The organism is Streptomyces sp. NPDC012935 (assembly GCF_042900345.1).
Lineage (GTDB): Bacteria > Actinomycetota > Actinomycetes > Streptomycetales > Streptomycetaceae > Streptomyces.
On record NZ_JBIBBC010000015.1, the window covers coordinates 47934 to 62177 of the forward strand.

Below are 14244 nucleotides of genomic sequence, written 5' to 3' on the forward strand. Positions count from 1 at the left end.
GACGGACCTAGGCGAGCGGCAGGCGGAGTTCGAACAGAGCGCCGCCTGCCGGGGCGTCGCGGACCGTGAGTGTGCCGCCGTGGCGTGCGGCCACGTCGCGGGCGATGGCGAGGCCGAGCCCGGCGCCGCCGTCGTCACGGGTGCGGGCCTCGTCCAGCCGTACGAACCGCTCGAAGATCCGCTCCCGGTCGGCCTCGGCCACCCCGTCCCCGTCGTCCGCCACGGCCGCTACGGCCCAGCCCCCGTCCCGCCCGACGGACACGGTGACCGCCTCTCGGGCGTGCCGCTGGGCGTTGTCGAGCAGGTTGCCCAGGACCCGCTCCAACTGCCCTCGGGACCCGGCCACTTCGGCGACGTCCGCCTCGACCGCCACGTTCTGCCGGCCCCGTGCCTCCCGCCGCGCCACCTCACCCAGGTCGACCCGCTTGTCGCCGGGCCCCTCCCCCGCGTCCAGGCGGGCGAGCAGCAACAGGTCGGCGGCGACCCGCTGCAGTCGTACGGTGTCCTCCACCGCGCCCGGCACGTCCAGCAACTCCGGGTGGGCGACGCCCACTTCGAGCTGAGTGCGCAGGGACGCGATCGGGCTGCGCAGCTCGTGCGAGGCGTCGGCGACGAACCGGCGCTGGCGCTCCACGGAGGTCTCCAGCGCGGCCAGCGTCTCATTGGTGGTGCGGGCGAGCCTGGCGACCTCGTCGTGCGTGTCCGGCTCCGGCACGCGCCGGGCGAGATCCTCGGACGCGGTGATCGCGGCCATCTCGCTCCGGATGCCCTCGACCGGACGCAGTGCGCGCCGGGTGACCAGCCAGGTCACGGCCGCGACGACGCCGAGCAGGAGCGGGAAGCCGATCAGCATGACGGTGAGCGCGGTGTTCACGGCGCTCTGCTCGGCCTCCAGCGAGCCGCCGGCGTAGACGGTGAGCGTGCCCCGGTCGTCGGTGTCCACCGGGACGGCGGCGAAGCGGTAGTCGGCGGTGTCGCCGTCGATCGTCGCGGAGCCGTCGGTGAGCTCGCTCACATCGCCGATCTCGCCGGCGTCCTGAGCCGTGTCGTCACCCGAAGCGTCACTCTTGCCGTCGTCCGCGTCGTCGTCGGCGTCCTCGCCGCCCGAACCGGCGGTGTTGCCCGTACCCCCCGTGTCGCCCGCGTCGCCCGTGCGCGGCTGCGGCTTCACCGCGTCGGTGCCCGTGCCGCTGATCCGCTCCAGGTCCTCGGTGGCCGCGACGAGCGTGCCGTTCGCGTCGACGACCTGGACGGGGCTGTCGTCGTCGATGTCCAGCTGGTCGTACGGCTTCCCGGCGGCGAGCTGGGTGACGACGTTCTGCGCCGTGCGCTCCGCGTCGTTGCCCGCCTGGTCGATCAGGTTGGACCGCAGCGACAGCAGCACCGCCGCGCCGGCCGCGACCAGCGCGACGGCCACCACGAGGGTGGCGGCGAGTGTGGCCCGTGACCGGACCGAGCCGAAGAGCCTTCTCATCGTTCCTTCTCCAGCCGGTATCCGGCGCCGCGGACCGTCTTGATGAGCCCGGCGCGCAGCTTGCGCCGCAGGGTGCTGACGTACACCTCGACGATGTTCGGATCGCCCTCGTACGCGAAGTCCCAGACGTGCTCCAGGATCTCGGCCTTGGACACCACCTCGCCTGCCCGCAGCACGAGCTGCTCCAGGACCGAGAACTCCTTGGTGGTGAGGGACACTTCGTCGTCGCCGAGGAAGACCCGGCGGGCGGCGGTGTCGACCCTGAGGTCGCCGTGGACGTGCACGGGCGAGGCCCCGGCGCCCTGTCCCCCGCGCCGCAGCAGCGCCTTGACGCGGGCGACGAGGACGACGTACGAGAACGGCTTGGTGAGGTAGTCGTCGGCACCGGTGTCCAGCCCCTCGGCCTCGTCGTACTCGCCGTCCTTGGCGGTCAGCATCAGGATCGGCACGTCGTGGCCGGCGCCGCGCAGGGCGGCGCAGACGCGGTAGCCGTTCATGCCGGGCAACATGATGTCGAGGATCACGAGGTCGTACGACCCCTCCGAGGCCCGGAAAAGCCCCTCCCGGCCGTCGTGGACGACGTCCACGGCGTACCCCTCGGCGGTCAGGCCCTTGGCGAGCGACAGGGCCAGCCGCTTCTCGTCCTCCACGATCAACAGTCGCATGCGTACAGCCTGGCAAAACGAAGCTGAAGATCTCTTCAGGGGGCTTCAGGTTCCTCTCAGCGTCGGTTCGGCAGATTGGTTCCCGTCGAAACCAAGCGACATGAAACGACACCAAGGGTCGTGAAGCGTCGTGAAACGCAACACTCTGGGAGGGAACCCCATGAAGCGCAACATCGTCATCGCCACCGTCACCGCCGCGGCTCTGGTCGGCGGCGGCACCGTCGCGGCCTACGCGTCGGCCGACGACGGCAACGCGCCCACCCAGCGTCAGACGAACGTCCGGGTCGCCGACGACGACCGGAACGACGACGCCGACGACCGCGGCGATGCCGCGGACGACCGGAACGACGACGCCACCGAGGTCCACGCCTCCAAGATCAGCGCCGCCGACGCGATCGCCGCCGCGCTGAAGAACACGCCGGGCACGGCCGTCTCCGCCGACCGGGACGACGACGGCGCCGGCGCCTGGGACGTGAACGTCGTCAAGGGCGACGGCACCGAGTACAACGTCAAGGTCTCCCCGGACACCGCCAAGGTCGTCGGCGCCCAGCGCGACGACGACGATGACAACGACGGCCGCGAGGACCTCGCCGCGCTGAAGGGTGCGAGCGTGGACGCCCGCGAGGCCGCCGAGGCCGGCGCGGCGAAGGGCACCGTCACCGACGTCGACCTGGACGACGACGGCCCCGCGGCCTGGAGCGTGGAGACCACCAAGGGCGAGTGGAAGGTCGACCTCAAGACGGGCAAGGTCACCCAGGACCACGACGACGACACCGGCCAGGACAACGGTCAGGACGACCGAGACGGCGACGACGACTGACGTCAGGTCGTCAGCACGTCAGGTCGTCAGCACGTCGCGAGGGGTACGGGATGTCCCGTACCCCTTCTCGCGTGCCGCGCCCCGGGCCACGGCCACCGCCGTCACCAGCATCACCGCACCGGTGGCCGCGAAGCACACCCCCGCCGGAAGCCATCCGACCAGCACTCCGGCCGCCGCGGCACCGCCCGTGATGCCCGCGTTGACGGCCGTGTTGACCCAGGCCCCGGCCTGGACCCGGGCCTCGGGCGCGGCGGCCTCGTCGGCGATGAGGTACGCGGTGGTGATCAGCGGGGACACGAAGACACCGGCGACCGCGACCGCCGCGGCCAGGGTGCCGAGCCCCTGCGCCGGCCCGGCAGCGCACAGCGCCAGCCCCAGTCCGGCCGCCTGCACGGACAGCCGTGTCCCGGCGGAGGCACGCCACTGGACGGCTCCGTTGACCAGCCCGCCGACGGCGCTTCCGGCGGACAGGGCGGCGAGCACCCAGGCCGCGCTGCCGGCGCCGTGGCCGTGCCCCTGCGCGAAGGCCACGACCAGCAGGTCGACCACGCCGAGCGCCAGGCCGACCGCCGCCGCGGCGATCACCGGCCGGCCCAGTCCGCGCAACACCCGCCGCCCGGCCGGGTCTGGGCCCGGCTCGCGCTTGCCGGCCGGCACCGCACGCACCGCGGGCGACGACACGAACCCGGCCGTCCCCGCCACCATCAGCGCCGCGCCCACGACGATGCCGGCCGCCGGCGGAGCGAAACCGACGAGCAGGCCCACCAGCAACGGCCCCGAGACGAAGAGCAGTTCCTCCGCGACGGCGTCGAGACTGTACGCCCGCTGCATCAGCGCCCGGTCCGGGGCCAGCCGCCCCCACACGGCCCGCATGGTGGGGCCGAGCGGCGGAGTGCAGGAACCGGCGAGGGCGGCGACGGCAGCGAGGACGAACGGCGAGGCGGCACCGGGACGCCACAGGAGCACCGCCAGCAGCCCGAGCAGCCCGGTGTGGGCCGCGACCATCGGCACGAGCGCCCTGCGCGGCCCGTACCGGTCGATGAACGCCGCCCTCGCGGGCGACAGGAAGACGCTGGTCGCGGAGAACAGCGCCATCACCACGCCCGCCACCGCGTACGAGCCGGAAGCCCGGGTCACGGCGAGCATCACGGACAGCGGAGCGATGCCGTACGACAGCCGGCCGATCAGGGCTGCGGCGAAGGTACGGCGGGCGTGGGGGATCCGGAGAACGGCGGCATACGAAGGCCGCACGTCGTGTGTGGAAGACACGAAAGTTCCTCGACTCGAGGCGGGAAAGGGGACGCCGGAGCGCCGCGCCGGTCACGACCGAGCGGTCGTTCACCGTGCGCGGGCAGGGCGTGCCCTATGCCAAGAGGAGGTACATGCGGCTCAACCTAACAGCGGGGGACGGCAGTTGACCACGGGGAAAGCTCTCGGGGCGCTACGGAGGTCAGGCCCCCGTAAGGGGAGGTCAGGCCCCCGTAAGCCCCTCCACCAGCTCGTCCGCCGCCCGGTACGGGTCCAGCTCCCCGGCGACGATCTTCTCCGCCAGTGCCCCGAGCCTGCGGTCGCCGTGCAGGTCCGCGATGCGTTCGCGCAGGGCCGTGACGGCGATGGTCTCGACCTCGCGAGCGGCGCGAGCACGGCGGCGCTCGGTGAGGACCCCGCGCTCCTCCATCCAGGCGCGGTGCTTCTCCAGGGCCTCCACGACCTCGTCGATGCCCTCGGCGCGGGCGGCGACCGTCTTGACGATCGGCGGACGCCAGTCGCCGGGACCGCGGGACTCGCCGAGGCCGAGCATGTGGTTGAGCTCGCGGGCGGTGGCGTCGGCGCCGTCACGGTCGGCCTTGTTGACGACGTACACGTCTCCGATCTCCAGGATGCCGGCCTTGGCCGCCTGGATGCCGTCACCCATGCCCGGGGCCAGCAGGACGACGCTCGTGTCCGCCTGGGAGGCGATCTCCACCTCCGACTGGCCGACCCCGACCGTCTCGACGAGCACCACGTCGCAGCCCGCGGCGTCCAGGACGCGGATCGCCTGCGGGGCGGCCCACGCGAGGCCGCCCAGGTGGCCGCGCGTCGCCATCGAGCGGATGTAGACGCCGGGGTCGGAGGCGTGGTCCGACATCCGGACCCGGTCGCCGAGCAGCGCGCCGCCCGAGAAGGGCGAGGACGGGTCGACGGCCAGGACGCCGACCCGCTTGCCCTGCTTGCGGTACGCCGTCACGAGCGCCGACGTCGATGTCGACTTGCCGACGCCGGGCGAACCCGTGAGGCCGACGACATACGCGTTGCCCGTGAGCGGCGCCAGCGCCTCCATGACCTCCCTGAGTTGCGGGGACGCCCCCTCCACCAAGGAGATCAGCCGGGCCACGGCCCGCGGCCGGCCCTCCCTCGCCTGGGCGACGAGTGTGGAGACGTCCTGCATCACAGCTCCGTTCAGAAAGGAAACGTACGAGGTCTCAGGCCTTTGGTACCCGCACGATCAGCGCGTCACCCTGGCCGCCACCGCCGCACAGGGCGGCCGCGCCGACGCCGCCGCCCCGACGCTTCAGCTCAAGGGCCAGGTGCAGGACGAGCCGCGCACCCGACATACCGATCGGGTGACCCAGGGCGATGGCCCCGCCGTTGACGTTCACCCGTTCAGATGACACCCCGAGGTCCTTCATTGACTGCACCGCGACGGCGGCGAAGGCCTCGTTGATCTCGATCAGGTCCAGGTCGGCGACCTCCAGGCCCTCCTTCTTCAGGGCGTGCTGGATGGCGTTCGACGGCTGGGACTGGAGCGAGTTGTCCGGGCCCGCCACATTGCCGTGCGCGCCGATCTCGGCGATCCAGTCCAGGCCGAGCTCCTGCGCCTTGGCCTTGCTCATGACGACGACCGCGGCGGCGCCGTCGGAGATCTGCGAGGCCGAGCCCGCCGTGATCGTGCCGTCCTTGGAGAACGCGGGGCGCAGCTTGCCCAGGGACTCCGCCGTGGTGTCGCCGCGGATGCCCTCGTCCTTGCTGAAGAGGACCGGGTCGCCCTTGCGCTGCGGGATCTCGACCGGGGTGATCTCGGCCTCGAACAGGCCGTTCTTCTGCGCGGCGGCGGCGCGCTGGTGGGACTGGGCGGCGATCTCGTCCTGCGCGGGGCGCTGGATGCCGAGGCGGGTGTTGTGCTTCTCCGTGGACTCGCCCATGGCGATGCCCTCGAAGGAGTCGGTCAGACCGTCGTACGCCATCGCGTCGAGCATCTCGATCGCGCCGTACTTGAAGCCCTCGCGGGACTTCGGCAGCAGGTGGGGGGCGTTGGTCATGGACTCCTGACCGCCCGCGACGATCACGTCGAACTCGCCGGCGCGGATCAGCTGGTCCGCGAGCGCGATCGCGTCGAGGCCCGACAGACACACCTTGTTGATGGTGAGCGCCGGGACGCTCATCGGGATGCCGGCCTTGACCGCGGCCTGGCGCGCCGGGATCTGCCCCGCCCCGGCCTGCAGCACCTGGCCCATGATCACGTACTGCACCTGGTCGCCGCCGATCCCCGCACGGTCGAGGGCGGCCTTGATCGCGAAGCCGCCCAGGTCGGCTCCGGAGAAGGACTTCAGCGAGCCCAGCAACCGTCCCATGGGCGTACGGGCGCCCGCGACGATCACCGAGGTACTGCTGTTCGTTCCAGTCATGAGGTGCGATCCCCTTCCGGCTGCACTGCCGAGGAGTGAACGAGGGTTTACTTCGAATGTACTGATGGCACTCCGTGCCGTCACCGGGCCGTCGGTGTGATCGCTGGCACGTTGCGTAACCACCGCCGCCGCGCTGCACTGAATTCCATGCTGACGCGAATCGACCACATCGGGATCGCCTGTTTCGACCTGGACAAGACCGTGGAGTTCTACCGGGCCACCTACGGCTTCGAGGTGTTCCACTCCGAGGTCAACGAGGAGCAGGGCGTCCGCGAGGCCATGCTCAAGATCAACGACACCTCCGACGGCGGCGCCTCCTACCTGCAGCTTCTCGAACCCACCCGCCCGGACTCCACCGTCGCCAAGTGGCTCGACAAGAACGGCGAGGGCGTCCACCACATCGCTTTCGGTACGGCGGATGTCGACGGCGACGCCGCCGACATCAAGGACAAGGGCGTACGCGTTCTGTACGAAGAGCCCCGGCGCGGCTCCATGGGGTCACGAATCACCTTCCTGCACCCGAAGGATTGCCACGGCGTACTGACAGAACTGGTCACTTCGGCGCCTGTTGAGTCACCTGAGCACTGACCCTCGTACATATGGGCCGGTAGGGTTGGGGGCGGTCGCTGCTCGGTCCAGGGCGACCCGGCCCTGCCTTTTGACGGCGGGACCGAGCCGGGGTCCGGGTTTCGGGGGGCGAGGGTGGGGCAACAGCCCGTGCTCCGCCGTTGATCTGACACCATTCCCCGGGGGCCCCGTTCGGCGGATGGACGGTGCTCGTATGGACAGACTTGCGACCAGGGGACGGATGGGACCGCGCAGTGCGGGGCTACGAACGCCAGGAGCGAGAGCCGGCGGCTGACGTCGACCACCTCTCTCGGTTCGAGGCCGAGATGGATCGGCTGAAGACCGAGCGGGAAAAGGCGATCCAGCACGCCGAGGACCTCGGCTACCAGGTCGAGGTGCTGCGCGCCAAGCTGCACGAGGCGCGGCGGACCATCATGTCCCGGCCCGCCTTCGACGGCGGGGACATCGGCTATCAGGCCGAACAGCTGCTGCGCAACGCCCAGGTGCAGGCCGACCAGCTGCGCCAGGAGGCCGAGCGCGAGCTCAGCCAGGCCCGGGCGCAGACTCAGCGCATCCTCCAGGAGCACGCGGAGAACGCGGCACGGCTGCAGGCCGAGCTGCACCAGGAGGCGGTCACCCGCCGCCAGCAGCTGGACCAGGAGCTGGCCGAGCGACGGCAGACCGTCGAGTCGCACGTCAACGAGAACGTGGCGTGGGCGGAGCAGCTGCGCGCGCGCAGCGAGTCGCAGGCCCGCCGGCTCCTCGACGAGTCGCGTGCCGAGGCCGAGCAGGCCATGGCGGCGGCGCGCGCCGAGGCCGAGCGGCTCACCAGCGAGGCCCGCCAGCGCCTCACGGGCGCGGCCGAGGAGGCCCGCGCGGAGGCCGAGCAGATCCTGCTGCGGGCCCGTACGGACGCCGAGCGGCTGCTGAACGCCGCGTCCACTCAGGCCCAGGAGGCCACCGACCACGCCGAGCAGTTGCGCAGCTCCACGGCGACCGAGTCGGACAGTGCCCGCCGCCAGGCCACCGAGCTCAGCCGGGCCGCCGAGCAGCGCATGGCGGAGGCCGAGGAGGCGCTGCGCAAGGCGCAGTCCGAGGCCGAGAAGCTGGTCGCCGAGGCCACGACGGCCGCCGAGAAGGCCCTGTCGAGCGCCGAGTCGGCCAACGAGCAGCGCATGCGTACGGCCAAGGAGCAGGTCGCCCGCCTGGTCAGCGAGGCCACCAAGGAGGCCGAGAGCACCAAGGCGGACGCCGAGCAGGTCGTCGCGGACGCCCGCGCCGAGGCCGAGAAGATCGTCGCCGAGGCCGCCGAGAAGGCCCGCACGATCACCGCCGAGGAGAGCGCGACCCAGCTGTCGAAGGCGGCCAAGACCGCCGAGGACGTCCTCAACAAGGCGCAGGAGGACGCTCAGAACACCACCAAGGCCGCGGCCGAGGAGGCCGAGCGGATCCGCAGGGAGGCCGAGGCCGAGGCGGATCGGCTGCGCGCCGAGGCGCACGACATCGCCGAGCAGCTCAAGGGCTCGGCGAAGGACGACACCAAGGAGTACCGCGCCAAGACGGTCGAGCTGCAGGAGGAGGCCCGCCGGCTGCGCGGCGAGGCCGAGCAGCTGCGTTCCGAGGCGGTCGCCGAGGGCGAGAAGATCCGCGCGGAGGCCCGCAAGGAAGCCGTCCAGCAGATCGAGGAGGCGGCCAAGACCGCCGAGGAGCTGCTTTCCAAGACCCGGCAGGACGCGGACGACCTGCGCCAGAAGGCCGCGACGGACAGCGAGAAGGTCCGCACCGAGGCCATCGAGCGGGCCACCACCCTGCGCCGGCAGGCCGAGGAGACTCTCCAGCGCACCCGCCAGGAGGCCGAGCGGCACCGCGAGGAGATCGTCGAGCAGGCCGAGGGCATCAAGGCCGACGCCGAGCGCGCCGCCCGTGAGCTGCGCGAGGAGACCGAGCGCGGCGTCGAGGCCCGGCGCACCGAGGCCGCCGAGGAGCTGTCGCGCCTTCACACCGACGCCGAGCAGCGGCTCGCGGCGGCCGAGCAGGCGCTGTCCGACGCCCGCGAGGAGGCCGCCCGCATCCGGCGCGAGGCCGGCGAGGAGACCGACCGGCTGCGCACCGAGGCCGCCGAGCGGATCCGCACGCTGCAGCAGCAGGCCGAGGAGGAGGCCGACCGGCTGCGCACCGAGGCCGCGTCGGACGCGTCCGCGTCCCGTGCCGAGGGCGAGGCCATCGCCGTACGTCTGCGTTCCGAGGCCGCGGCCGAGGCCGAGCGGCTGAAGTCGGAGGCGCAGGACACCGCCGACCGGGTCCGTGCGGAGGCGCAGGCCGCCGCCGAGCGGCTGGGCACGGAGGCGTCCGAGACGCTGGCCGCCGCCCAGGAGGAGGCCGGCCGGCGCCGCCGCGAGGCCGAGGAACTCCTCGGCTCCGCCCGCCAGGAGGCCGACCAGGAGCGCGAGCGGGCCCGCGAGCAGAGCGAGGAGCTGCTGGCCTCCGCCCGCAAGCGGGTCGAGGAGGCGCAGACCGAGGCGGTGCGGCTGATCGAGGAGGCCGACCGGCGCGCCACCGAGATGGTGTCGGCGGCCGAGCAGCACGCCCAGCAGGTCCGCGACTCCGTGGCGGGGCTGCACGAGCAGGCGCAGGAGGAGATCACCGGCCTGCGCAGCGCCGCCGAGCACGCGGCGGACCGTACCCGCCGGGAGGCCCAGGAGGAGGCGGACCGGGTCCGCTCCGACGCCTACGCCGAGCGGGAGCGGGCCAGCGAGGACGCCGGCCGCATCCGGCGCGAGGCCAACGACGAGTCCGAGGCCGCCAAGTCGCTCGCCGAGCGCACCGTCGGCGAGGCGATCGCCGAGGCGGACCGGCTGCGCTCGGAGGCCACCGAGCACGCGCAGCGGATCCGTACCGAGGCCTCCGACAAGATCGCCGAGGCCGAACAGGCCGCGTCCCGCACCCGGGCGGACGCCCGCGACGACGCCAACCGGATCCGTTCGGACGCGGCGACGCAGGCCGACACCCTCATCACCGAGGCGCGTTCCGAGGCGGAGCGGCTCCAGTCGGAGACGGTCACTGAGGCCGACCGGGTGCGCACCGAGGCGCTCGCCAAGGCCGAGAAGCTGGTCGGGGACGCCACGTCGGACGCGGAGCGGCTGCGCGCCGAAGCCGCCGAGACGGTGGGGTCGGCCCAGCAGCACGCGGAGCGGACCCGCCGGGAGTCCGAGCGCGTCAAGGCCGAGGCGGCCGCGGAGGCCGAACGGCTCGTGACCGCCGCACGCGAGGAGGCCGAGCGCACCCTCGACGAGGCCCGCAAGGACGCGGGCAAGCGGCGCCAGGACGTGGCCGAGCAGGTCGACAAGCTCATCACGGAGACCACCGCCGAGGCGGACAAGCTGCTCACCGAGGCGCAGCAGCAGGCGCACAAGACGACCGCGGACGCCGAGGCGCAGGCCGACACCATGGTGGGCGCCGCCCGCAAGGAGGCCGACCGGCTGGTCTCCGAGGCGACGGTGGAGGGCAACTCGCGGGTGGAGAAGGCCCGTACGGACGCGGACGAGCTGCTCGTCGGCGCGCGCCGGGACGCCACCTCGATCAGGGAGCGCGCCGAGGAGCTGCGCGACCGCATCACGAGCGAGATCGAGGAGCTGCACAAGCGGGCCCGCCGCGAGGCCGCCGAGACGATGAAGTCGACCGGCGACCGCTGCGACGCCCTCATCAAGGCCGCGGAGGAGCAGCTGTCCAAGGCGCAGGCGAAGGCCAAGGAGCTGGTCTCGGAGGCCAACTCCGAGGCGGGCAAGGTCCGTATCGCCGCCGTGAAGAAGGCCGAGGGCCTGCTCAAGGAGGCCGAGCAGAAGCGGTCCTCGCTGATCAAGGAGGCCGAGGAGCTCAAGGCCGAGGCGATCCGCGAGGCCAAGCGCACGGTCGAGGAGGGCAAGCGCGAGCTGGAGGTCCTCGTCCGGCGCCGGGAGGACATCAACGCCGAAATCTCCCGTGTCCAGGACGTCCTGGAAGCGTTGGAGTCCTTCGAGGCACCGGGCGGCGGCAAGGACAACGGGGTCAAGGCGGGTGCGACGGTGGGCGCCCCTCGATCGGGTGGCAAGTCGTCAGAGAGCTAGCGGAGCGAGCGGCTTCCGGTGTCTCCTGGGGCCTTTGACCAAGTTTTTGGCAAGCCGTCCGACGGTTAGCCACTCAAAAGGGGTCTCATTCTCCAGATCAAACACGTATCCGCTCGATGACACACCGCTTCGGCCCCTAGGATTCCACTTATCACCTCACCGGTCTCATTCGACAGGAACCCCATGAGCGACACTTCCCCCTACGGCTTCGAGCTTGTGCGGCGTGGGTACGACCGCGCGCAGGTGGACGAACGCATCTCGAAGCTCGTCTCCGACCGCGACAGCGCTCTGGCCCGCATCACCGCTCTGGAAAAGCGCATCGAGGAGCTCCACCTCGAGACGCAGAACGCCCAGGCCCAGGTAACCGACGCCGAGCCGTCGTACGCCGGCCTCGGCGCGCGTGTCGAGAAGATCCTCCGCCTCGCCGAGGAAGAGGCCAAGGATCTGCGCGAGGAGGCGCGCCGCGCCGCCGAGCAGCACCGCGAGCTCGCCGAGTCGGCGGCCCAGCAGGTCCGCAACGACGCAGAATCGTTCGCTGCGGAGCGCAAGTCCAAGGCGGAGGACGAGGGCGTCCGCATCGTCGAGAAGGCCAAGAGTGACGCCTCGCAGCTGCGTTCCGAGGCGCAGAAGGACGCGCAGTCCAAGCGCGAGGAGGCCGACGCTCTCTTCGAGGAGACCCGCGCCAAGGCCGCGCAGGCCGCCGCCGACTTCGAGACGAACCTCGCCAAGCGCCGCGAGCAGTCCGAGCGCGACCTGGCGTCCCGTCAGCAGAAGGCGGAGAAGCGCCTCGCGGAGATCGAGCACCGCGCGGAGCAGCTGCGTCTGGAGGCCGAGAAGCTGCGCACGGACGCCGAGCGCCGGGCCCGCCAGACGGTGGAGACGGCTCAGCGTCAGGCCGAGGACATCGTGGCCGACGCCAATGCCAAGGCCGACCGGATCCGTTCGGAATCCGAGCGCGAGCTCGCGGCTCTCACCAACCGCCGCGACAGCATCAACGCTCAGCTGACGAACGTCCGCGAGATGCTGGCGACCCTCACGGGCGCCGCGGTGGCCGCCGCCGGCACCCCGGCCGAGGACGAGCCGATCTCCCGCGGTGTTCCGGCGCAGCAGACCCGGTAACCGTTCGGCGTACGTCGTCTGAACATCTGTGAAGCCCCTTGCCACTCGGGTGGCAAGGGGCTTTGCGGCGTTTTAGCGTGGTCGGCATGATCGAGCTCGAGGGGCTGACAAAGCGGTACGGCGAGAAGGTGGCGGTCAACAACCTCACCTTCACCGTCAGACCCGGCATCGTCACCGGGTTCCTCGGGCCCAACGGCGCCGGGAAGTCCACGACCATGCGGATGATCCTGGGCCTCGACTACCCCACCGCCGGCGGCGTCCGTATCGACGGCAAGCGCTACGACCAGCTCAAGGACCCGCTGACGTACATCGGGGCGCTGCTGGAGGCCAAGGCCTGGCACGGCGGGCGCAGCGCCTACAACCACCTGCTGTGCCTCGCCCAGAGCAACGGCATCCCGAGGAGCCGGGTGCGCGAGGTGCTGGACACGGTCGGGCTGACGGCGGTCGCGCGCAAGAAGACCAAGGGCTTCTCCATGGGCATGGGGCAGCGGCTCGGGATCGCGGGCGCGCTGCTCGGCGATCCGCGGATCCTGATGTTCGACGAGCCGGTCAACGGGCTCGACCCCGAGGGCATCCACTGGATCCGGAACCTGATGAAGTCCCTGGCCGCCCAGGGGCGGACGGTGTTCGTCTCCAGTCATCTGATGAGCGAGATGGCCCTGACCGCCGACCACCTCGTCGTCATCGGTCAGGGGCGGCTGCTGGCCGACACGTCCATGGCCGAATTCATCGAGCGCAATTCACGGTCGTATGTCCGCATCCGCACCCCGCAGCGGGAGCGGCTGCTCGACGTCCTGCCCACGGCCGGGATCACGGCCGTGCAGACGGGTGACGGCTCGCTCGAAGTGGACGGCAGCAAGGCCGAGCAGATCGGCGAGCTGGCGGCGCGGCACGGGATCGTGCTGCACGAGCTGAGCCCGCAGCAGGCCTCCCTGGAGGAGGCGTTCATGCAACTGACCGCGGAGTCGGTGGAGTACCACGCGCACACCGGCGCGCCGCTGCCCCCAGAGCCGAAACCGCAGTGGGGCGACGACTGGAGGAGGAGCTGAGCATGGCAGCCACACAGGTCGTCCGCTCCGAATGGACCAAGATCCGGTCCGTGGCCTCCACCGTGTGGACGCTGTCCCTCGCCGTGGTCGTCACCATCGCCCTCGGGATGCTGATCTCGGGCCTGTCGAACAGCGAGTTCGACAACATGAGCGAGCGGGACAGGCTCTCCTTCGATCCGACCTTCATCAGCTTCGCCGGGATGACACTCGGTCAGCTCGCGCTAATCGTGTTCGGCGTGCTCGTCGTTTCGAACGAGTACAGCACCGGCATGATCCGCACCTCGCTGGCCGCGGTGCCCCGGCGTGGGACATTTCTGGCCAGCAAGATCGCGGTGGCGACCGGCCTCGCGCTGGTCGTCGGCCTGGCCACCAGCTTCGTCACCTTCTTCCTGGGGCAGGCGATGCTCGGCGAGCACCGGGCGGAGATCGGCGACCCGGGCGTGCTGCGCGCGGTGATCGGCGGCGGGCTCTACATGACTCTCATCGCGATGTTCTCGATGGGCGTCGCGGCGATGCTGCGCTCGCCGATGCTGTCGCTGGGCATCCTGATGCCGTTCTTCTTCCTGGTCTCCAACATCCTCGGCAACGTCTCGGCCACCGAGAAGATCGGCCAGTACCTGCCGGACCAGGCCGGAAGCAGGATCATGCAGGTGGTCACCCCGATCGACGACGACAAGCCCTACGGCCCCTGGGGCGGGCTCGGGATCATGCTGCTGTGGGTGATCGCGGCGCTCGCGGGCGGTTACGTCGCTCTGAAGAAACGGGACGCGTAGAGGCTCCCG

Annotated in this window: 11 protein-coding genes; 6 read left to right on the top strand and 5 right to left on the bottom strand. The window is 71.6% G+C overall.

All coding sequences use genetic code 11. The features are described 5' to 3' along the window. Positions 1-7: 7 nt before the first annotated feature. Together ACFY5C_RS30205 and ACFY5C_RS30210 are read right to left on the bottom strand one after the other, a co-directional pair. On the bottom strand, positions 8-1474 hold the full coding sequence (locus ACFY5C_RS30205; RefSeq protein WP_389449872.1) for an ATP-binding protein: 1467 nt from the start codon (positions 1472-1474) through the stop codon (positions 8-10). Beyond that, complete coding sequence (locus ACFY5C_RS30210) at positions 1471-2139, bottom strand: response regulator transcription factor (protein ID WP_389449875.1); 669 nt, start codon at positions 2137-2139, stop codon at positions 1471-1473. The genes ACFY5C_RS30205 and ACFY5C_RS30210 overlap by 4 nt, the downstream gene beginning before the upstream one ends. 160 nt (positions 2140-2299) lie before the next feature. Between ACFY5C_RS30210 and ACFY5C_RS30215 the strand changes: the two genes are divergently transcribed. Continuing rightward, complete coding sequence (locus tag ACFY5C_RS30215) at positions 2300-2959, top strand: PepSY domain-containing protein (protein ID WP_389449877.1); 660 nt, start codon at positions 2300-2302, stop codon at positions 2957-2959. Positions 2960-2977: 18 nt separating this feature from the next. Here ACFY5C_RS30215 and ACFY5C_RS30220 read toward each other — a convergent pair whose 3' ends face one another. The 3 genes from ACFY5C_RS30220 to ACFY5C_RS30230 all read right to left on the bottom strand — a co-directional run bounded on the left by ACFY5C_RS30220 (position 2978) and on the right by ACFY5C_RS30230 (position 6624). Then, the gene (locus tag ACFY5C_RS30220) at positions 2978-4228 is read right to left on the bottom strand and encodes an MFS transporter (RefSeq protein WP_389449880.1); all 1251 of its coding nucleotides are present in this window, start codon (positions 4226-4228) and stop codon (positions 2978-2980) included. Between the two features lie 202 nt (positions 4229-4430). Continuing rightward, entirely contained in the window at positions 4431-5387 is a 957-nt protein-coding gene (gene meaB, locus ACFY5C_RS30225) for a methylmalonyl Co-A mutase-associated GTPase MeaB (RefSeq protein ID WP_363046224.1), read from the bottom strand. A 34-nt stretch (positions 5388-5421) separates the two neighbouring features. Next, positions 5422-6624, bottom strand: a complete 1203-nt coding sequence (locus ACFY5C_RS30230) for an acetyl-CoA C-acetyltransferase (protein ID WP_389449882.1) — start codon at positions 6622-6624, stop codon at positions 5422-5424. Between the two features lie 147 nt (positions 6625-6771). Here ACFY5C_RS30230 and mce point away from each other — a divergent pair, with 147 nt between their 5' ends. The 5 genes from mce (at position 6772) to ACFY5C_RS30255 (ending at position 14235) form a co-directional block, all read left to right on the top strand. Continuing rightward, on the top strand, positions 6772-7212 hold the full coding sequence (gene mce, locus ACFY5C_RS30235; protein ID WP_048582912.1) for a methylmalonyl-CoA epimerase: 441 nt from the start codon (positions 6772-6774) through the stop codon (positions 7210-7212). Between the two features lie 233 nt (positions 7213-7445). Further along, entirely contained in the window at positions 7446-11294 is a 3849-nt protein-coding gene (gene scy, locus ACFY5C_RS30240; protein WP_389449885.1) for a polarized growth protein Scy, read from the top strand. A gap of 183 nt (positions 11295-11477) precedes the next feature. Beyond that, positions 11478-12413: a cellulose-binding protein gene (locus tag ACFY5C_RS30245; RefSeq protein WP_328423347.1), complete on the top strand. Its 936-nt coding sequence runs from the start codon at positions 11478-11480 to the stop codon at positions 12411-12413. 86 nt (positions 12414-12499) lie between these two features. Beyond that, positions 12500-13462: an ATP-binding cassette domain-containing protein gene (locus tag ACFY5C_RS30250; RefSeq protein WP_389449888.1), complete on the top strand. Its 963-nt coding sequence runs from the start codon at positions 12500-12502 to the stop codon at positions 13460-13462. A 2-nt stretch (positions 13463-13464) separates the two neighbouring features. Beyond that, complete coding sequence (locus ACFY5C_RS30255) at positions 13465-14235, top strand: ABC transporter permease (RefSeq protein ID WP_389449890.1); 771 nt, start codon at positions 13465-13467, stop codon at positions 14233-14235. Positions 14236-14244: the final 9 nt, after the last annotated feature.